Origin of the sequence: Variovorax sp. V118 (assembly GCF_041154445.1) — a bacterium.
Taxonomy (GTDB): Bacteria; Pseudomonadota; Gammaproteobacteria; order Burkholderiales; family Burkholderiaceae_C; genus Variovorax; species Variovorax boronicumulans.
In genome coordinates this window covers 4439767-4458864 of the sequence record NZ_AP028663.1, presented here as the reverse complement: position 1 = coordinate 4458864, position 19098 = coordinate 4439767, and the positions used below count along the sequence as shown (strand labels likewise).

Here is a 19098-nt window from a genome sequence, read left to right as displayed (position 1 = left end):
GGGCGAGCCATCGGCGAGCGTCGTCGCTAACGCTCTTTGCGCAGGAACAGGCGCGACAGCGTCTGCGCCGTCTGTTCGCGCGAGGCGGCATCGCCCGCGTGCAGCTCGGCCATGGCGCCGTGCATCATCTTCTGCGTGAGCCCGCGCGACATGGCTTCGAGCACCGCATCGATCGATTCGCCCTTGGCCAGCAGCTTGCGCGCGCGGGCCATCTCGGCGGCGCGCCATTCGTCGGCCTGCGCGTTGAGCTGCTGGATCAGCGGCACGGTGCCGCGCTGGCCCAGCCAGTGCATGAAGCTCTGCACGCCGGCGTCGATGATGACCTCGGCCTGCGCCACGGCGGCCTGGCGGTTGGCCTGACCCTGCTGCACGACCTGGGCGAGGTCGTCCACGGTGTACAGGTAGATGTCTTCGAGGGCCTTCACCTCGGGTTCGATGTCGCGTGGCACGGCCAGGTCGACCATGAACATCGGGCGGTGCTTGCGTGCCTTGAGCGCGCGCTCTACGGCGCCCAGGCCGATGATCGGCAGCGTGCTCGCGGTGCAGCTGATGACGATGTCGAACTCGGCCAGCCGCGCCGGCAGGTCGGCCAGCCGCATGGCTTCGCCGCCGAAGCGCGAGGCGAGCTTTTCGCCGCGCTCCAGCGTGCGGTTGGCGATGGCGATGGCCTTGGGTTCCTTGGCCGCGAAGTGCGTGGCCGCGAGGTCGATCATTTCGCCCGCGCCGACGAACAGCACGCGGGTCTTGCGCAGGTCTTCGAACAGCTGGCCGGCCAGGCGCACGGCGGCGGCGGCCATGCTGATCGAATGCGCGCCGATCTCGGTCGCGGTGCGCACTTCCTTGGCGACCGCGAACGAGCGCTGGAACAGCTGGTTGAGCGTGCTGCCGAGCGCGCCGGCGGTTTCGGCCGCGCGAACGGCGTCTTTCATCTGGCCGAGGATCTGGGCCTCGCCGAGCACCATGGAGTCGAGCCCGCTGGCCACGCGGAAGGCATGGCGCGCGGCTTCGTCGTCGTGCAGGGTGTAGGCATGCGAGCGCAGCAGGGCAGGGGCCACGCCGCCGCTCTGGGCCAGCCAGCCGAAGGTGTGGTCGAGCGCGATGTGCTCGGAGGCGCAGTAGATCTCGGTGCGGTTGCAGGTCGAGATGATCGCGGCCTCGACCTGCGGGTGGCTGTTGCCGGCGAAAGAGCTGCGCAGGCTGTGCAGCGTCGGGGCGATCTGGTCGAGCGCGAACGCGAAACGACCGCGCAGATCGAGCGGCGCGGTCGTGTGGTTCAAGCCGAGAGCCCAGACTGACATGTCCATGATTATAAAATCAGCAGCCGGGCGAGGTTTGCCGAGGGGCAAATGGCTTTCCCTATGACAGCCATACGCTTCGCCACATGGCCCCGCGCCCCCTCGTGGCCCCCTCATGGACCTGCTGGATCTCTTCAATCACTTGCTTAATTTTGCGGCACCTGCGGCTTTCATTGCCGGGGTGCTGGTGGCGATCGGGCGCCTTCTCGGCGGCCCGCGCACCGGCATTCCGCACTGGTGGAAGCAATGGGCGATCACCTTCGGGGCCGGCCTGCTGACCTCGCTGGCCGGGCTGATCCTCACGGGACGCGACGGCTCGATGGCCACCTACGCCGCGCTGGCGGTGGTCTGCGGCACCGTGCAGTGGATCGCGATGCGCGGCTGGGGCCGCTGAGTCGGGCTCAGTCCAGCCGGCGGGCCATGTAGACCGAGTCCCCGGGGTAGGTCGCCAGCCGGGCCTGCTGCAGGTCATCGGCCGGCACCGTGGCCGCATAGCCCTGGCGCTCCCAGAACCCGACCGAAGCCTGCACCGACACCAGCGTCGAATGCTGCCAGCCCGCGCGCAGCGCGTGCGCCCAGGCATGGCGCACGAGGCGCGGCCCCAGGCCCAGCCCTGAGGCCTCGGGATGCACCGCCAGGTCGTGCAGATAGAGCGCGTCGGCGTCGGGCGCCACCTCGAAATCGCCGTGCAGCGGCGTGAGCTTGCCGCGCTGCGAGGGGTAGGCCGCCAGGTAGGCCCGCACGGCGCCGCCGTGCTCGGCCACCCAGCCGGTGTGCGGCGAGGCCGCCAGCCGCCGCGCGATGAGCACGCCGTCCTCCACGAACCCCGCGCCGTAGCAGGCGAGCTGGATCGCCAGCACCGCGTCGAGGTCGTCCGCGCGCATGTCGCGCACGAGCAGAAGAGGAGCCGCCGCGTCCATCAGGCCAGCAGCAGCTTGTCGTCGTCCAGCTTCTCGCCGCGCGTTTGCTCGAACATGCGCAGCAGATCAGGCACATCGAGGCCCGCGCGCTGGTCGCCGGCCACGTCGAGGATCACCTGGCCTTCGTGCAGCATCACGGTGCGCGTGCCGTAGTCCAGCGCCTGGCGCATGCTGTGCGTGACCATCATTGCGGTGAGCTGGCTGCCTTCGACGATCTTGGCGGTGAGCTCCAGCACGAAGGCGGCGGTCTTCGGGTCGAGCGCGGCCGTGTGCTCATCGAGCAGCAGGATGCGCGAGGGCCGCAGCGACGCCATCAGCAGGCTCACGGCTTGGCGCTGGCCGCCCGAGAGCAGGCCGATGCGGTCGGCCAGGCGGTTTTCCAGGCCCAGCTTCAGGATCGACAGCTTCTCGCGGAACAGCTCGCGCAGGTTGCGGTTGAGCGAGAAGCCGAAGCCCCTGCGCTCGCCGCGCTTCCACGCCAGCGCCATGTTTTCCTCGATGGTCAGCGCCTCGCAGGTGCCGGCCATCGGGTCCTGGAACACGCGCGCCACCATGCCCGAGCGCTGCCAGGCGTTCAGGCGCGTCACGTCCTTGCCGTCGATGTCGATGCGGCCCTTGTCGACCATCAGGTCGCCGCTGATCGCATTGAGGAAAGTCGACTTGCCCGCGCCGTTGGAGCCGATCACGGTGACGAACTGGCCGGTCGGAATGTCCAGGCTCAGGCCGCGCAGCACGCGGTTCTCGATCGGCGTGCCCGGGTTGAAGGTGATTTCGAGTTGTTGGGCGCGCAGCATCAGTTCTTCCCCTTGAAGAGTCCGCCCAGCTTGCGCTTGTAGGCGGGCACCAGCAGCGCGAACGCCACGAGCACGGCGGTGACCAGGTTCAGGTCCTGCGCCTGCAGGCCCATGAAGTCGGTGTTCAGCGCCATCGCGATGAAGAAGCGGTACAGCAGCGCACCCAGCACGCAGGCCAGCGTGGTGATGACCATGCTGCGCGCGGGCAGCAGGGTCTCGCCGATGATCACGGCGGCCAGGCCGATCACGATCGTGCCCACGCCCATCGAGATGTCGGCCGTGCCCTGGCTCTGCGCGAACAGCGCACCGGCCAGCGCCACCAGCGCATTGGACAGCGCCAGGCCCGCCATGGTCTGGAAGTCGGTCGAGATGCCCTGGGCCCGCGCCATGCGCGCGTTGCCGCCGGTGGCGCGCATCGCGAGGCCCGCTTCGGAGGCAAAGAACAGGTCGACCACGATCTTCGCGGCGATCACGATGATCAGCAGCAGCAGCGGCTTGGCCCACTGCTCGGGCATGCCGCCGAAGCTGACCATGCTGAACACCGTGGGTTCGGTGATGAGTGCCACGTTGGGCTTGCCCATCACGCGCAGGTTGATGGAGTACAGCGCGATCATCACCAGGATGCTCGCGAGCAGCTGCATGATCTTCAGCTTGACGTTGAGCCAGGCCGTGAGCCAGCCCGAGGCGGCACCGGCCACGCAGGCCACGGCCGTGGCGGCGGCGGGGTTCCAGCCCGCGACGATCAGCGTCGCGGCCACGGCGGCGCCCAGCGGAAAGCTGCCGTCCACCGTGAGGTCGGGAAAGTTGATGATGCGAAACGACATGAAGACGCCCAGCGCGACCAGTCCGAAAATCAGACCGATCTCGATGGCGCCCAGCGAAGCAATGAGGGACATGGGGGCTTCCGGCGGGAGCGCAGGCGGCGGGCCCCGGCGCCCGGCGAGCGCCGGGAGCAGAAGGCCCGCCGGGGCGGCGTTACTTGGTGCTGACGACCTTCGCCGACTTCAGCAGCGCGTCCGACAGGGTCACGCCCTGCAGCTTGGCCGCGCCAGGGTTCACCACCAGCTCGAAGTTGGTGCTGGTCTGCGAGGCGATGGTGCCGGGCTTCTCGCCCTTGAGGATGCGCACCACGATCTTGCCGGTCTGGCGGCCGATGTCGGTGTAGTTCAGGCCCAGTGCGGCCACGGCGCCGCGCTCGACGGTGGCGGTGTCGGCGGCCACCACGGGCAGCTTGGCCTGCTGGGCCACCTTCACGATGCCCTCGAAGGCCGAGACCACGTTGTTGTCGGTGGGCGTGTAGATCACGTCGGCCTTGCCGACCAGGCTCTGGGCGGCGGTGGGCACGTCGACCGTGCGCGCGGCGGCGGCTTCGACCACCGTCATGCCGGCGGCCGAGGCGGCCTTCTTGAGCGATTCGACGATGGCCACCGAGTTGGCTTCGCCGGGGCTGTAGATCACGCCGACGCGCTTGGCGTTCGGCACGACCTTCTTGATCAGGTCGATGTGCTTTTCGAGCGGCGACAGGTCGGACACGCCGGTCACGTTGGTGCCCGAGGGCTCCCAGTTCTTCACCAGCTTGGCGGCCACCGGGTCGGTGATGGCCGAGTACACGACGGGAATGGTCTTGGTGGCGGCCACGGTCGCCTGCGCCGACGGCGTGGCGATGGCGACGATCACGTCGGGCGCATCGCCCACGTACTTGCGGGCGATCTGGGCGGCGGTGCCCACGTTGCCCTGGGCGCTCTGGTAGGTGAACTTGAGGTTCTTGCCCGTTTCGTAGCCGGCGGCCTTCAGCTCTTCCTTCACGCCGTCGCGCACGGCGTCCAGTGCCGGGTGCTCGACGATGGCGGTCACGGCGACCGACTTGTCGGCGGCCAGGGCCGGTGCGGCGGCGAGCACGCCGAGGGCCAGGGCCACGGCGCTGAAGGGGGTACGAAGCAAAGCGTTTTTCACGTAAGGGTCTCCGGGTGGGGAAAGGGGTGTGGGTGCGTTCGAAGCCGCCGGCAAGGCACCGGCAAAGCACCAGGGCGCGCAATTCAGCGGCCCGGCGTGGCGCAACGCCGTCCGGGCGCGTCGAAGTCTAGATCGTACTTTGCACAATTAAGGTGCATGAATGCCTCGGGCTTTCCCCGCTTTAGGAAACATAATTTCATCATTGATTCCTATGAGGAGACGAAATTGCAGATCATCGAACTCGACCGGACCGATCGGCGGATTCTGGACCACCTCCAGGCGCACGGCCGCGCGTCCAACCTGGACCTGGCCGAGGTGGCCCAGTTGTCGCCCGCGCAGTGCCTGCGGCGCCACCGGCGGCTCGAGGAACTGGGGCTGATCAGCGGCTACGCCGCGCGGCTCAACGCACGGCACATCGGGCTGGGCGTGATCGCCTTCATCCACGTCACGATGGCGCGCGGCCACGTCGACGAGCTGCCCAAGTTCCAGGACCTGATCGCCGACATGCGGCAGATCCTGGAGTGCTACTCGGTGACGGGCGACTTCGACTACGTGCTCAAGGTGGTCGCGCGCGACCTGGAGGCGCTGTCGCAGTTCCTCATGCACACGCTGATGCACATGCCGGGCGTGTCGGCCGTGCGCTCCAGCGTGTGCCTGAACGAGATCAAGTGCACGGGGGCGCTGCCGCTCGAATAAGGCGGCAGGCGCGTCAGGTGCTGGTGGTGCCCGGCAGCGGAGACGCCGGCGTGGCCGGTGCCGGCGACGGCTCGGCAGGCAGCACCGGCGCGGGCGCCGCCATCACCAGCGTCGTGGGCGTGGCCAGCGGCAGGTCGGCCTGCTTGAGCGCGTCGAGGATCGTGAACAGCAGGTCGCTGCGCACGCCGCCCGCCAGCCGGGGGCTCGGCACGTAGGCGATGGCCTGGAAGATCAGCAGCCCGTTCTCGATGCCTTCGAGCGTGAGCGAGGGCGCCGGCGTTTCCAGCACGCCCTCGTGCGCGCGGCAGGCCTCGAGGATCAGCTCGCGCACGCGCTGTGCGTTGGTGGTCAGCGGCATGGGCAGGCGGATCAGCACGCGGCCCTCGGCGTTGGCCAGCGTCATGTTGCGCACGGTCTTGGTGATGAACTCCGAGTTCGGCACGATCAGCGTGGAGCGGTCGCCCAGCTGGATCTCGGTGGCGCGCACGTTGATGCGCCGCACGTCGCCCTCGGTGGTGCCCAGCACCACCCAGTCGCCCACCTTCACCGGCTGCTCGGCCAGCAGGATCAGCCCCGAGATGAAGTTCTGCACGATGGCCTGCAGGCCGAAGCCGATGCCCACCGACAGCGCGCTCGCCACCCACGCGATGCGCTCGATGCCGATGCCCAGCGCCGACAGCGAGAACGCCACCACCAGGATGCCGCCCACGTAGCCCAGCAGCGTGGTGATCGAACTTTGCATGCCCGGCTCGAACTGCGTGCTCGGCAGGTAGCTGCGCGAGAGCCAGCGCTTGAACACCCGCAGCACGATGAAGCCGATCACCGCTACCGCCACGGCGCTGAGGATCGCGCCCGGTACCAGCTGGAATTCGCCCACCTTCACGCCGGTGCCGAGCTTGCCGCCGCGCTGGAACACCTCGCCCGGGCCCGTGCCCAGCGGCGCGGCCAGCGCCACCAGCATGTAGAAGAACAGCGCCACGCGGCTCAGGCCCGAGAGCACCGTGGCCGCCTGGTCGAGCGTCTGCGGCGCCAGGCCGAAGCTCTTCTGCAGCCGCTGGCCGGAGGCGCTGCGCGAGGACACCACGGCCATGAACAGGTCGTCGGCGAACTTGAACAGCACATAGAAGGCCGCCGCGACGATGCCGCTCCAGGTGAGCTGCGAGGCCAGGAAGCTCGCCAGCGCCACGTAGCCGAAGGCCACCAGCACCCAGATCGCGATCACCAGCACCACGATCAGCGCCACCAGCACCCCGACCCACATCGGCCGTTCCGGCAGGCCGGCCTCGGGCGCGTCGGCGCGCAGCGCCTTCAGGCGGTACACGACGGTGCCCACCAGCGCGGTGAGCAGCAGCGCCGTCGCCACGTGCGTGGTCACCACGGCGGCAAAGCTGGCGTCGATGAGCGCGTTGATCTCGGCCGGCGTCCATGCCAGCGCGGCCACCAGTGCCACCAGCCACGGCAGCGCCGACAGGCGCTGCGCCGTGAGGTCGGGAATGGCCGGCAGGCGCCACGACGGCCGCCCCGTGGCCAGCAGCCCGCGCCCCAGGCCGATGATGAAGGCCATGAAGGTCAGCGTCTGCGCCGCCGATTGCAGCGCCTTGCGCGCCTGCGCATCCCACATCGCGTGGGCCTTGAGCACTTCGACGACGCCGTGCGCGGCCACGGCGACCAGCAGCACGTGCGTGGCGACGATGGCGATCACCAGCAGCGAGCGGCGCAGCCGCCCGGCCGGCAGCACGCGCGTGGCCAGGCGCGCCAGCCCGCGCTCGGCGGCCCAGACGCCGAGCCAGGCGAGCAGCAGCGCGCCGATGAACGAGGCGATCACCGGCGTGCGGCTTTCGGGCTGCAGCGCCTGGTCGAAGCCATCGCCGAGCGCCGCCCCGATCGCCTGCAGCCGCGCGAAGTCGTCGGGCCAGGCCTCGCGCAGGTCGTCCCAGAACTCGCCGCTGAGCGGCGAGGCGGCGCGGCTGGTGAGTTCGGCCTCGAACTGCTGGCGCCGCTGCGACACCACGTCGGTGCCGCGCTGGCGCACGTCGATCGCCAGCAGCTTGGCCAGGCGGATGTCCGCATCGAGTGCGTTGCGCTCCTTGGTCAGCTGCGCGCGCTGGCGCGTGATGTTGGGGTCTTCGGTGGCGCCGGCGGCGGGCGGGTTGCCGAGCTCGCCGAGCCGTGCGTTCAGGTCGGCCAGTTCGCTGGCGCGGGCGGCGACGAACTTGTCGGCCTGCACGCCGATCTCGTTGATCTGCGCGAGCTGCTTGCGTGCATCGTCTTCGGCGCCCGGAACGACGCTGGCATTGGCCTTGCCCGTGGGCGCGATGCGCGCGAACTGCGCGCGCAGCTCCGCAATGGTGGGCGGCGGGGCGGCGGCCGCGGCCACGGTGTTGGCGCTGTTGTTGGGGTTGCCGTTGCCGGCGTTCATGCTGGCGTCGGGCTGCGCGAGGGCGCTGCCGCACATCAGCAGGGCCCACACGGTCAACGCGGCCAGGAGGGCGGGAAGGCACAGGCCCGCCAGGCGAGAGGTCCGATTCATGGCCGCATCATAGAAGCCGCCATGACGTAAGAACGGGTAAGAAATGCAGCGTCAGCCCGCGGGGCTGAACAGGTCCACCCGGTCGGTGATGATGCCGTCGGTGCCCAGGTCGATGAGCCGCTGCGCGGCCCAGTCGTCGTTCACCGTGTAGCTCAGCGAGCGCAGGCCCGCGCCATGCACCTGCGCCACGGTGGTGGCGTCCCACAGCGCGTGGTTGCAGACGATGGCCTGGCAACCCAGGCCCAGCGCGGTGTCGAGCCAGCCGTTCCACAGCGTGTCGAGCAGCAGGCCGCGCGGCAGTTCGGGCGCCACGGCCTGTGCGCCCTTCAGCGCATCGACCTGGAAGGAGGTGAGCAGCGGCGGAATGGCCGCACCCTGCCAGAGGCGCGCGGCTTCGCGTGCCACCACCTCGCCGGTCTCGCGTTCGGTGCCGGGCGTGGGCTTGATCTCGATGTTCAGCAGCAGGTCGTTGGCGCGGCAGAAGCGGGCCAGGTTCTCCAGCGTGGGCAGCGGCTCGCCCGCAAAGGCGCGCGAATGCCAGCCGCCGGCGTCGAGCTGCGACAGCGCGCTCCACGCCTGCTGGCCGCCGATGCCGTGGCCGTTGGTGGTGCGATCGAGCGTGGCGTCGTGCATCAGGAACACCACGCCGTCGGCGCTGAGCTTGGCATCGCACTCGAACATGCGGTAGCCGTGCGAGGCGCCGAAGCGGAAGGCCGCGAGCGTGTTCTCGGGCGCCAGCTTGCCGGCACCGCGGTGCGCGACCCAGCGGGGGTAGGGCCAGGGGCTGCGTTCGGCCATCGCTCAGTCGGCCCTCTTGCCCGATCCGGCGTCGAACCAGTGCAGCTTGTCTTCGCGCGCCGCGATCTTCACCGTGTCGCCGGCCACCGGCGGGTGGTCGCCTTCGTCGGTGCGCATGATGATCTGCTCCTCGCCGATGCGGCCGTACACCAGGCGCTCGGCGCCCAGCAGTTCGACCTGCTCGACCTGCACCGTCCAGCCGCTTTCGTCGAGCTTCATGTGCTCGGGGCGGATGCCCAGGATCTGGCCCGGGCGCACGCCCGGTGCGTGCTTGAGCAGGTTCATCGGCGGCGAGCCGATGAAGCTCGCCACGAAGGTGGTGGCGGGCCGGGAGTACACCTCTTCGGGCGTGGCGAACTGGTCCATCACGCCGCCGTTCATCACGATGATGCGCTGCGCCAGCGTCATGGCCTCGACCTGGTCGTGCGTGACGAACAGCGAGGTGATGCCGAGCTCGCGGTGCAGCTTCTGGATCTCGAGGCGGGTCTGGGCGCGCAGCTTGGCGTCGAGGTTCGACAGCGGTTCGTCGAACAGGAACACCTGCGGCTGGCGCACGATGGCGCGGCCCATGGCCACGCGCTGGCGCTGGCCGCCCGAGAGCTCGCGCGGCTTGCGCTCGAGCAGGTGGCCCAGCTCGAGGATCTTGGCGGCCTTGTCGACGCGCACCTTGATCTCGGCCGTCGGCACCTTGGCGATCTTCAGGCCGTAGGCCATGTTCGCGAACACGCTCATGTGCGGGTACAGCGCGTAGTTCTGGAACACCATGGCGATGTCGCGCTCGGAGGGTTCGAGCTGGTTCACCACCTTGCCGCCGATGCAGATTTCGCCGGCCGAGATTTCCTCCAGGCCCGCGACCATGCGCAGCAGCGTCGACTTGCCGCAGCCCGAAGGGCCGACGATGACGATGAATTCGTGGTCGGCGATCTCGGCGCTCACGCCGTGGATGACCTGGTTGGCTTTCGGCCCGTGGCCGTAGCGCTTGATGACGTTGCGTAGAGAGAGAGCAGCCATAGTTATTTTTCAGTGTCCACGAGGCCCTTGACGAACCACTTTTGCATCAGGATCACCACCAGCGCGGGCGGCAGCATCGCCAGGATGGCGGTGGCCATCACGACGTTCCATTCGTTCTGTCCGTCGCCGCCGGCAATCATTCGCTTGATGCCGACCACCACGGGGTACATGTCTTCGCTCGTGGTCGCCAGCAGCGGCCACAGGTACTGGTTCCAGCCGTAGATGAACTGGATCACGAACAGCGCCGCGATCGAGGTCTTGGACAGCGGCAGCAGCACGTCGAAGAAGAAGCGCATGGGGCTTGCGCCATCCATGCGCGACGCTTCGGTGAGCTCGTCGGGCACCGTGAGGAAGAACTGGCGGAACAGGAAGGTCGCCGTGGCCGACGCGATCAGCGGCACCGTCAGGCCCGCGTAGGTGTTCAGCATGTTCAGGTCGGACAGCACCTTGTAGGTGGGCAGGATGCGCACCTCCACCGGCAGCATCAGCGTCACGAAGATGGCCCAGAAGCAGATCTTCTTGAACGGGAAGCGGAAGTACACGATGGCGAAGGCCGACAGCAGCGAGATGGTGATCTTGCCGATGGCGATGACCATGGCCGTCACGAAGCTCACCCACATCATGTGCGCCACCGGGGCGTTGGAGCCCGCGCTGCTCTCGCGCCCGAACAGGGCGCCCTTGTAGCTGTCGACGATGTTCGAGCCGGGGGTCAGGGGCATCGGCGCCTGCACGATCTCCTGGGCCGTGTGCGTGGAGGCCACGAACGCCAGGTAGAGCGGGAAGGCGACGATGAACACGCCCAGGATCATGATGACGTGGGCCAGGATGCCCTGCGTGCCGCGTTTCTCAACCATGCTGCGCTCCGCCGAATTCGATTTGTTCTTGTTGCTTCATCAGTACTGCACTTTCTTCTCGACGTAGCGGAACTGGATGACGGTCAGCGCCACCACGATCACCATCAGCACCACCGACTGCGCCGCCGAGCCGCCCAGGTCCAGGCCCTTGAAGCCGTCGTGGTAGACCTTGTAGACTAGGATGGTCGTGTCCTTGCCCGGGCCGCCCTGCGTGGCCGCATCGACGATCGCGAAGGTGTCGAAGAAGGCATAGACCACGTTGATCACCAGCAGGAAGAAGGTGGTGGGCGACAGCAGCGGGAACTGCACGGTCCAGAAGCGGCGCCACGGGCGCGCACCGTCGATGGCCGCGGCCTCGATCAGCGACTTCGGAATCGACTGCAGCCCGGCCAGGAAGAACAGGAAGTTGTACGAGATCTGCTTCCACACCGAGGCCATCACGATCAGCGTCATGGCGTGGCCCGAGTCGAGCAGGTGGTTCCAGTTGATGCCGATCTTGCCCAGGGCATAGGCCACCACGCCCAGCGAGGGCGAGAACATGAAGACCCACAGCACGGCCGCCACGGCGGGCGCCACGGCGTACGGCAGGATCAGCATGGTCTTGTAGAACATGCCGCCGCGCACGATGCGGTCGGCGAACACGGCCAGCATCAGCGACAGGCTGATGCCGATGCCGGCCACCAGCACCGAGAACAGCGCGGTGGTCTTGAACGACTCGGCATAGGCCGGGTCGTCGAACAAGTGGCGGAAGTTGTCGAATCCGACGAACTCGACCGAGGTGCCGAACGCGTCCTGCTGCTGCAGCGACTGCAACAGCGCCTGGCCGGCCGGCCAGAAGAAAAACACGAGGATCACCGCCATCTGCGGTGTCAGCAGCAGCCAGGGCAACCAGCCCGAGCGAAAGAAAACGCGTTTTTCCATGAAGCCCCTACATAAAAAATCCCGCCCGGCGCACCCTGGAAGAAGGGCGTGCGGGGGCGGGCGATATTAGCCGGACACGGAGCCCGGATCTTCAATCGTTAGCTTTTGTTCGCCTTTTGGAAGCGTTCGAGCTGTTCGTTGCCGCGGGTCACGATCGAATCGAGGGCTTCCTTGGCGGTCTTCTTGCCGCCCCAGACCTGTTCGAGCTCTTCGTCCTCGATGGCGCGGATCTGCACGTAGTTGCCCAGGCGGATGCCGCGGCTCTTGTCGGTGACCTTGCGGATCATCTGCGTCACGGCCACGTCGGTGCCGGGGTTCTGCTTGTAGAAGCCCGACTCTTCGGTGAGCTTGTACGAGGCGGTGGTCACCGGCAGGTAGCCGGTGCGCTTGTGGCTGGCGGACTGCACTTCAGGCGTCGAGATGAAGCTGAAGAACTTGGCCACGCCCTTGTACTCGGCCGGCTTCTTGCCCGACATGACCCACAGGCTGGCGCCGCCGATCACGGTGTTCTGCGGTGCGCCCGGCACGTCCGGGTAGTAGGGCAGGGGGGCCAGGCCGTAGGCGAACTTGGCGTTCTTGGCCACGTTGCCGTAGAAGCCCGAAGACGTGTTGATCATGGCGCACTCGCCCGACACGAACGAGGCCTCGGGCACGTTGCCGCGGCCCTTGTAGATGAACAGGCCTTGCTTGGACATGCTGGCCAGGTTCTCGATGTGGCGCTGGTGCAGCGGCGAATTCACCTTCAGGCGCGCGTCCAGGCCCTGCAGGCCGTTGGCCTTGCTGGCGAATTCCACGTTGTGCCAGGCCGAGAAGCTCTCGACCTGCGTCCAGTTCTGCCAAGCCGTGGTGAACGGGCACTTGTGGCCGCTGGCCTTGAGCTTGGCGGCGGCGGCCACCACTTCGGGCCAGGTGGCGGGCGCCTTGTCGGTGGGCAGGCCGGCGGCCTTGAAGGCGTCCTTGTTGAAATAGAAGATCGTGGTCGAGCTGTTGAACGGGAAGCTCAGCATCTGTCCGTTGGGGGCGGTGTAGTAACCGGCCACGGCGGGGATGTAGGCGGCCGGGTCGAACTTCTCGCCCGCGTCCTTCATGACCTGGCCGACCGGAATGACGGCGCCCTTGCTGGCCATCATGGTGGCGGTGCCCACTTCGAACACCTGCAGGATGTGCGGCGCGTTGCCCGAGCGGAAGGCCGCGATGGAGGCCGTCATGGATTCGTCGTAGGTGCCCTTGAAGGTCGGGACGATCTTGTATTCCTTCTGGCTCTCGTTGAACTGCTTGGCCAGGTCGTTGACCCACTCGTTGTTGACGGCGGTCATGGAATGCCACCACTGGATCTCGGTCTGGGCCTGGGCTGCATTGAACAGCGTGGCGGCCAGCGCCGATGCCAACGCGAGCGTCTTGAATCGCATGAAGACTCCTGAAGGGAAAAAATGGAAAGCGCGAATGCTAGGGCATGTGCGTGACACAGCCGCGTCACATTGGGGCACGGACCGAAGGGTTCCTCCAATCGGGGAAACCCCTTTGGCGTCAAGCCCGGCGCGGGTTGCGGGCCTCATGCTGCGCTGCACCATGCTAGCATCGCCCTCCCTTTTTTGGCCTAGCTTGTCGCCATGGCCGGGGCTTCCTTGAGTACGCCATGAGCAGCAAAACCTCCCTCGACAAAAGCAGGATCAAGTTCCTTTTGCTCGAAGGCATCCACCCCTCGGCCGTGGAGGTGCTGCGCGCCGCCGGCTACACCAACATCGAGTCGCTGCCGGGTGCGCTGCCCGACGCCGAACTCAAGGCCAAGATCGCCGACGTGCACTTCGTGGGCATCCGCTCGCGCACCCAGCTGACGGCCGAGGTGTTCGCTGCCGCCCACAAGCTGGTGGCCGCCGGGTGCTTCTGCATCGGGACCAACCAGGTCGACCTCGAAGCCGCCCGCGAGCATGGCGTGGCCGTGTTCAACGCGCCGTATTCCAACACCCGCTCGGTGGCCGAGCTGGTGCTGGCCGAAGCCATCCTGCTGCTGCGCGGCGTGCCCGAGAAAAGCGCCGTGGCGCACCGCGGCGGTTGGCTCAAGTCGGCCGAGAACGCCTTCGAGATCCGCGGCAAGACGCTGGGCATCGTGGGCTACGGCTCCATCGGCGCGCAGCTGTCGGTGCTGGCCGAGGCGCTGGGCATGCACGTGGCCTTCTACGACGTGGTCACCAAGCTGCCGCTGGGCAACGCCCGCCAGGTGCGCGAGCTGCACCAGTTGCTGGGCCAGAGCGACATCGTGACCCTGCACGTGCCCGAGACCCAGGCCACGCAATGGATGATCGGCGCGGCCGAGATCGCCGCCATGAAGCCGGGCGCCATCCTGCTGAACGCCTCGCGCGGCACCGTGGTCGAGATCGAGCCGCTGGCCGAGGCCCTCAAGAGCAAGAAGCTGCTGGGCGCCGCCATCGACGTATTCCCGGTCGAGCCGCGCACCAACAAGGACGAGTTCCAGTCGCCGCTGCGCGGGCTGGACAACGTGATCCTCACGCCGCACATCGGCGGCTCGACCATGGAGGCGCAGGCCAACATCGGGCTCGAAGTGGCCGAGAAGCTGGTCAAGTACAGCGACAACGGCACCTCGACCTCGTCGGTCAACTTCCCCGAGGTGGCGCTGCCGGCGCACCCGGGCAAGCACCGCCTGCTGCACATCCACCGCAACGTGCCGGGCGTGCTGTCCGAGATCAACAAGATCTTCTCGGACAACAACATCAACATCTCGTCCCAGTTCCTGCAGACCAACGAGAAGATCGGCTACGTCGTGATGGACATCGACGCCGCCTCGTCCGACCTGGCGCTGGAAAAGCTGGCGAAGGTGGGCGGGACGATCCGCAGCCGCGTGCTGTTCTGAGCCTGCCGGGGCCCGTGCGGGCCCCGCGATAGGGAATAGCGGCCGGGCACGGCAAAGCCCCCGGGGCCTGCCCTAAAATCGATCCCCCGGCTACATGGGCGCGCAGCGCCTGGCCAAGGGCCCCACCCGATGAATGCTCCGACCGCGTTGAATACGCTGTTGTCACAGGCCGCAGAGCCTGTACGACTGCGCGAGATCCCCTACAACTACACCAGCTTCTCCGACCGGGAGATCGTGATTCGCCTCCTGGGCGAGCGCGGCTGGGACCTGCTGCAGACCCTGCGCGCCGAGCGCCGCACCGGCCGATCGGCGCGCATGCTCTACGAGGTGCTGGGCGACATCTGGGTGGTGCAGCGCAACCCCTACCTCGTCGACGACCTGCTCGACAACCCGCGCCGCCGCGGCCAGCTGGTCGACGCCCTGCGCCACCGCCTGGGCGAGGTGCAGAAGCGCCGCACCCCCGACAGCGACCTGCCGCGCGACCAGCTGGTGGGGGAGCTCACCGGGCTCGTCAGCCAGGCCGTCGCCGCCTTCGACGACACCTTCCGCGACGTCGCCGCGCTGCGCCGCAAGGCCACCCGCGTGCTGGGCCGGCTCACGGCCAAGGACAACATCAAGTTCGACGGCCTCTCGCGCGTGTCGCACGTGACCGACGCCACCGACTGGCGCGTCGAGTACCCCTTCGTCGTGCTGTGCCCCGACACCGAGGCCGAGATGGCGCTGCTGGTCAAGGGCTGCATCGAGCTGGGCCTGACCATCATTCCGCGCGGCGGCGGCACCGGCTACACCGGCGGCGCGATCCCGCTGACCTGGAAGAGCGTGGTCATCAACACCGAGAAGCTCGAGGCGATGACCGAGGTCGAGCACGTCGCGCTGCCCGGCCTGGCCGCGCCCGTGCCCACCATCTGGACCGAGGCCGGCGTGGTCACGCAGCGCGTGGCCGACGCGGCCGAGCGCGCGGGCTTCGTGTTCGCGGTCGACCCGACCTCCGCCGAGGCCTCGTGCGTCGGCGGCAACGTCGCGATGAACGCCGGCGGCAAGAAGGCCGTGCTCTGGGGCACGGCGCTGGACAACCTCGCCTCGTGGCGCATGGTCACGCCGCAGGCCGAATGGCTCGAAGTGACCCGCATCGGCCACAACCTGGGCAAGATCCACGACGCCGAAAGCGCCGTGTTCGAGCTGCAGTACTACGCCGCCGACGGCAAGACGAAGCTGCGCACCGAGCGCCTCGACATCCCGGGCCGCACCTTCCGCAAGGAAGGCCTGGGCAAGGACGTGACCGACAAGTTCCTCTCCGGCCTGCCGGGCATCCAGAAAGAGGGCTGCGACGGCCTCATCACCAGCTGCCGCTGGGTGGTGCACAAGATGCCGGCGCACACGCGCACCGTGTGCCTCGAGTTCTTCGGCAACGCGAAGGACGCCGTGCCCAGCATCGTCGAGATCAAGGACTTCATGTTCGCCGAGCAGAAGCGCTCGGGCGTGCTGCTGGCCGGCCTGGAGCACCTGGACGACCGCTACCTGAAGGCCGTGGGCTACGCCACCAAGTCGAAGAAGCACGGCGGCCTGCCCAAGATGGTGCTGTTCGGCGACATCGCCGGCGACGACGCCGATGCGGTGGCCCGTGTCACCTCGGAAGTGGTGCGCATCGCCAACTCGCGCAGCGGCGAAGGCTTCATTGCCATCAGCCCCGAGGCGCGCAAGAAATTCTGGCTCGACCGCAAGCGCACGGCCGCCATCAGCAAGCACACCAACGCCTTCAAGATCAACGAAGACGTGGTGATCCCGCTGCCGCGCATGGCCGAGTACAGCGACGGCATCGAGCGCATCAACATCGAGCTGTCGCTGCAGAACAAGCTCGCGCTCACCGACGCGCTCGAAGCCTTCCTCACGCGCGGCAACCTGCCGCTGGGCAAGACCGACGACGCGCACGAGATTCCGGCGGCCGAGCTGCTGGAAGACCGCGTGGCACAGGCCGTGGCGCTGGTGCACGAGGTGCGCGCGCTGTGGGCCGGCTGGCTCGAGAACGTCGACACGCTGTTCCCGCAGCTGCAGGACCACACGCTGCGCGCGAGCTGGAAGACCCAGCTGCGCCAGCCGCTGCAGGAGATTTTTTCGGGCGCTGAGTTCGGGCCGATCCTGGCCGAGTGCACCGCCATCCACAAGCAGGTGCTCAAGGGCCGCGTGTGGGTCGCGCTGCACATGCACGCGGGCGACGGCAACGTGCACACCAACCTGCCCGTCAACAGCGACAACTACGAGATGCTGCAGACCGCGCATGCCGCGGTGGTGCGCATCATGGCGCTGGCACGCAGCCTCGACGGCGTGATCTCCGGCGAGCACGGCATCGGCATCACCAAGCTCGAGTTCCTCACCGACGAAGAGCTGCGCCCCTTCACCGAGTACAAGGCCCGGGTTGACCCCGAAGGCCGCTTCAACAAGGGCAAGCTGCTGCGCGCGCCCGCGGGGCAGGCGCAGACCCTGCACGCCGACCTGACCAACGCCTACACGCCGAGCTTCGGCCTCATGGGGCACGAGTCGCTGATCATGCAGCAGAGCGACATCGGCGCCATCGCCGACAGCGTGAAGGACTGCCTGCGCTGCGGCAAGTGCAAGCCGGTGTGCGCCACGCACGTGCCGCGCGCCAACCTGCTGTACAGCCCGCGCAACAAGATCCTCGCGACCTCGCTGCTGGTCGAGGCCTTCCTCTACGAGGAGCAGACCCGGCGCGGCATCAGCATCAAGCACTGGGAAGAGTTCGAGGACGTGGCCGACCACTGCACCGTGTGCCACAAGTGCCTCACGCCGTGCCCCGTGAAGATCGACTTCGGCGACGTGTCGATGAACATGCGCAACCTGCTGCGCAAGATGGGCCAGAAGAGCTTCCGTCCCGGCAACGCGGCCGCGATGTTCTTCCTGAACGCGACCAACCCGCAGACCATCAAGGCGGTGCGCGCGGGCATGGTGGGCATCGGCTTCAAGGCGCAGCGCATGGCCAACGACCTGCTGCGCGGCCTTGCGAAGAAGCAGACCGGCGCGCCGCCGGCCACGCTGGGGCCTGCGCCCATCAAGGAGCAGGTGATCCACTTCATCAACAAGAAGATGCCGGGCAACCTGCCGAAGAAGACGGCGCGCGCGCTGCTCGACATCGAGGATGCCGACTACGTGCCGATCATCCGCGACCCGAAGACGACCACCTCGGAAACCGAGGCGGTCTTCTACTTCCCGGGCTGCGGATCGGAGCGGCTGTTCTCGCAGGTGGGCCTGGCCACGCAGGCGATGCTCTGGCATGCGGGCGTGCAGACCGTGCTGCCGCCGGGCTACCTGTGCTGCGGCTACCCGCAGCGCGGCAGCGGCCAGTTCGACAAGGCCGAGAAGATGATCACGGACAACCGCGTGCTCTTCCACCGCGTGGCCAACACGCTCAACTACCTCGACATCAAGACCGTGGTGGTGAGCTGCGGCACCTGCTACGACCAGCTGCAGGGCTACCAGTTCGACAAGATCTTCCCGGGTTGCCGGATCATCGACATCCACGAGTACCTGCTCGAAAAGGGCATCACCCTGGCCGATGCGGGTGGTGGCGGTTACCTGTACCACGACCCCTGCCATTCGCCGATGAAGCAGCAGGACCCGATGAAGACCGTCAAGGCGCTGGTCGGCGACAACGTGCTCAAGAACGACCGCTGCTGCGGGGAGTCGGGCACGCTGGGCGTGTCACGGCCCGACATCTCGACGCAGATCCGCTTCCGCAAGGAAGAAGAGCTGAAGAAGGGCGAAGCCGCGCTGCGCGACGCCGGCAAGGTCGGCGCGACCGACAACGTGAAGATCCTCACCAGCTGCCCGAGCTGCCTGCAAGGCCTCTCGCGCTACGGCAACGACCTGAACAACGGCCTGCTCGAAGCCGACTACATCGTGGTCGAGATGGCCAACAAGCTGCTCGGCGACGACTGGATGCCGAACTACGTGGCGGCCGCCAACCAGGGCGGCATCGAGCGGGTGCTCGTATGACGGCGGTGGCGGGTTGCCCGCTGTGCGATGCGCCCGGCGGGCGTGTCGTGTTCGAAGGCGCGAAGCTGCGCGTCATCCATGCGCAGGAAGAAGGCTTTCCGGCCTTCTACCGCGTGGTGTGGCAAGACCATGCGGCGGAGTTCTCCGACCTCGACGCGGCCGACCGCGTGCTGTGCATGGAGGCCGTGGTGCGCGTGGAGCAGTGCCTGCGCGACGCGCTGGCGCCCACCAAGCTCAACATCGCCGCGCTCGGCAACATGGTGGCGCACCTGCATTGGCACGTGATCGCGCGCTTCGACTGGGACAGCCATTTCCCCGGTTCGGTCTGGGCTGCCGTGCAACGGACCGCGCCAGCCGAGCGGCTGGCCGCCGTGCAGGCGTTGCTGCCGCAGGCGGAGGCCGACATGGTCCGTCGGCTGGCGACGCTGGCCTGAGGCCTTCGTTTCTTC

General features: G+C 67.9%; 16 protein-coding genes. 5 read left to right on the top strand and 11 right to left on the bottom strand.

The window, feature by feature from the left end:
- Positions 1-26: 26 nt before the first annotated feature.
- Entirely contained in the window at positions 27-1298 is a 1272-nt protein-coding gene (gene hemA, locus ACAM52_RS20765; RefSeq protein WP_369644491.1) for a glutamyl-tRNA reductase, read from the bottom strand.
- A 112-nt stretch (positions 1299-1410) separates the two neighbouring features.
- Here hemA and ACAM52_RS20760 point away from each other — a divergent pair, with 112 nt between their 5' ends.
- Entirely contained in the window at positions 1411-1689 is a 279-nt protein-coding gene (locus tag ACAM52_RS20760) for a hypothetical protein (RefSeq protein WP_369644490.1), read from the top strand.
- 7 nt (positions 1690-1696) lie between these two features.
- On the opposite strand, the gene ACAM52_RS20755 is transcribed toward ACAM52_RS20760, so the two are convergent.
- From ACAM52_RS20755 to ACAM52_RS20740, 4 genes are all read right to left on the bottom strand, one after another.
- Positions 1697-2215, bottom strand: coding sequence for a GNAT family N-acetyltransferase (locus tag ACAM52_RS20755; protein ID WP_369644489.1), 519 nt, complete (start codon positions 2213-2215; stop codon positions 1697-1699).
- Positions 2215-3009 (bottom strand): ABC transporter ATP-binding protein, encoded by a 795-nt coding sequence (locus tag ACAM52_RS20750; protein ID WP_062474493.1) that lies wholly within the window; start codon positions 3007-3009, stop codon positions 2215-2217. The genes ACAM52_RS20755 and ACAM52_RS20750 overlap by 1 nt, the downstream gene beginning before the upstream one ends.
- Entirely contained in the window at positions 3009-3905 is an 897-nt protein-coding gene (locus tag ACAM52_RS20745; protein WP_062474491.1) for an ABC transporter permease, read from the bottom strand. Before ACAM52_RS20745 ends, ACAM52_RS20750 begins: the two co-directional genes overlap by 1 nt.
- Positions 3906-3984: 79 nt before the next feature.
- Positions 3985-4962 carry an ABC transporter substrate-binding protein gene (locus ACAM52_RS20740; protein WP_369644488.1) on the bottom strand — a complete coding sequence of 326 codons (978 nt, stop codon included), beginning with the start codon at positions 4960-4962 and terminating at the stop codon, positions 3985-3987.
- 225 nt (positions 4963-5187) lie between these two features.
- Here ACAM52_RS20740 and ACAM52_RS20735 point away from each other — a divergent pair, with 225 nt between their 5' ends.
- Positions 5188-5658 carry an Lrp/AsnC family transcriptional regulator gene (locus tag ACAM52_RS20735; protein WP_056578260.1) on the top strand — a complete coding sequence of 157 codons (471 nt, stop codon included), beginning with the start codon at positions 5188-5190 and terminating at the stop codon, positions 5656-5658.
- A 13-nt stretch (positions 5659-5671) separates the two neighbouring features.
- On the opposite strand, the gene ACAM52_RS20730 is transcribed toward ACAM52_RS20735, so the two are convergent.
- From ACAM52_RS20730 to ugpB, 6 genes are all read right to left on the bottom strand, one after another.
- Positions 5672-8188, bottom strand: a complete 2517-nt coding sequence (locus ACAM52_RS20730) for a DUF3772 domain-containing protein (RefSeq protein ID WP_369644487.1) — start codon at positions 8186-8188, stop codon at positions 5672-5674.
- 51 nt (positions 8189-8239) lie between these two features.
- Entirely contained in the window at positions 8240-8986 is a 747-nt protein-coding gene (ugpQ, locus tag ACAM52_RS20725; protein WP_369644486.1) for a glycerophosphodiester phosphodiesterase, read from the bottom strand.
- A gap of 3 nt (positions 8987-8989) precedes the next feature.
- Positions 8990-9997, bottom strand: coding sequence for a sn-glycerol-3-phosphate ABC transporter ATP-binding protein UgpC (gene ugpC / locus ACAM52_RS20720; protein ID WP_062474484.1), 1008 nt, complete (start codon positions 9995-9997; stop codon positions 8990-8992).
- 2 nt (positions 9998-9999) lie between these two features.
- Entirely contained in the window at positions 10000-10851 is an 852-nt protein-coding gene (gene ugpE / locus ACAM52_RS20715) for a sn-glycerol-3-phosphate ABC transporter permease UgpE (RefSeq protein WP_062474482.1), read from the bottom strand.
- A gap of 39 nt (positions 10852-10890) precedes the next feature.
- On the bottom strand, positions 10891-11772 hold the full coding sequence (ugpA, locus tag ACAM52_RS20710; protein ID WP_062474481.1) for a sn-glycerol-3-phosphate ABC transporter permease UgpA: 882 nt from the start codon (positions 11770-11772) through the stop codon (positions 10891-10893).
- Positions 11773-11870: 98 nt separating this feature from the next.
- The gene (gene ugpB / locus ACAM52_RS20705) at positions 11871-13181 is read right to left on the bottom strand and encodes a sn-glycerol-3-phosphate ABC transporter substrate-binding protein UgpB (protein WP_369644485.1); all 1311 of its coding nucleotides are present in this window, start codon (positions 13179-13181) and stop codon (positions 11871-11873) included.
- A 227-nt stretch (positions 13182-13408) separates the two neighbouring features.
- Between ugpB and serA the strand changes: the two genes are divergently transcribed.
- From serA to ACAM52_RS20690, 3 genes are all read left to right on the top strand, one after another.
- Positions 13409-14641 carry a phosphoglycerate dehydrogenase gene (gene serA / locus ACAM52_RS20700; RefSeq protein ID WP_070063599.1) on the top strand — a complete coding sequence of 411 codons (1233 nt, stop codon included), beginning with the start codon at positions 13409-13411 and terminating at the stop codon, positions 14639-14641.
- 129 nt (positions 14642-14770) lie between these two features.
- The gene (locus tag ACAM52_RS20695) at positions 14771-18649 is read left to right on the top strand and encodes a DUF3683 domain-containing protein (RefSeq protein WP_369644484.1); all 3879 of its coding nucleotides are present in this window, start codon (positions 14771-14773) and stop codon (positions 18647-18649) included.
- On the top strand, positions 18646-19083 hold the full coding sequence (locus ACAM52_RS20690; protein WP_307696266.1) for an HIT family protein: 438 nt from the start codon (positions 18646-18648) through the stop codon (positions 19081-19083). The genes ACAM52_RS20695 and ACAM52_RS20690 overlap by 4 nt, the downstream gene beginning before the upstream one ends.
- Positions 19084-19098: the final 15 nt, after the last annotated feature.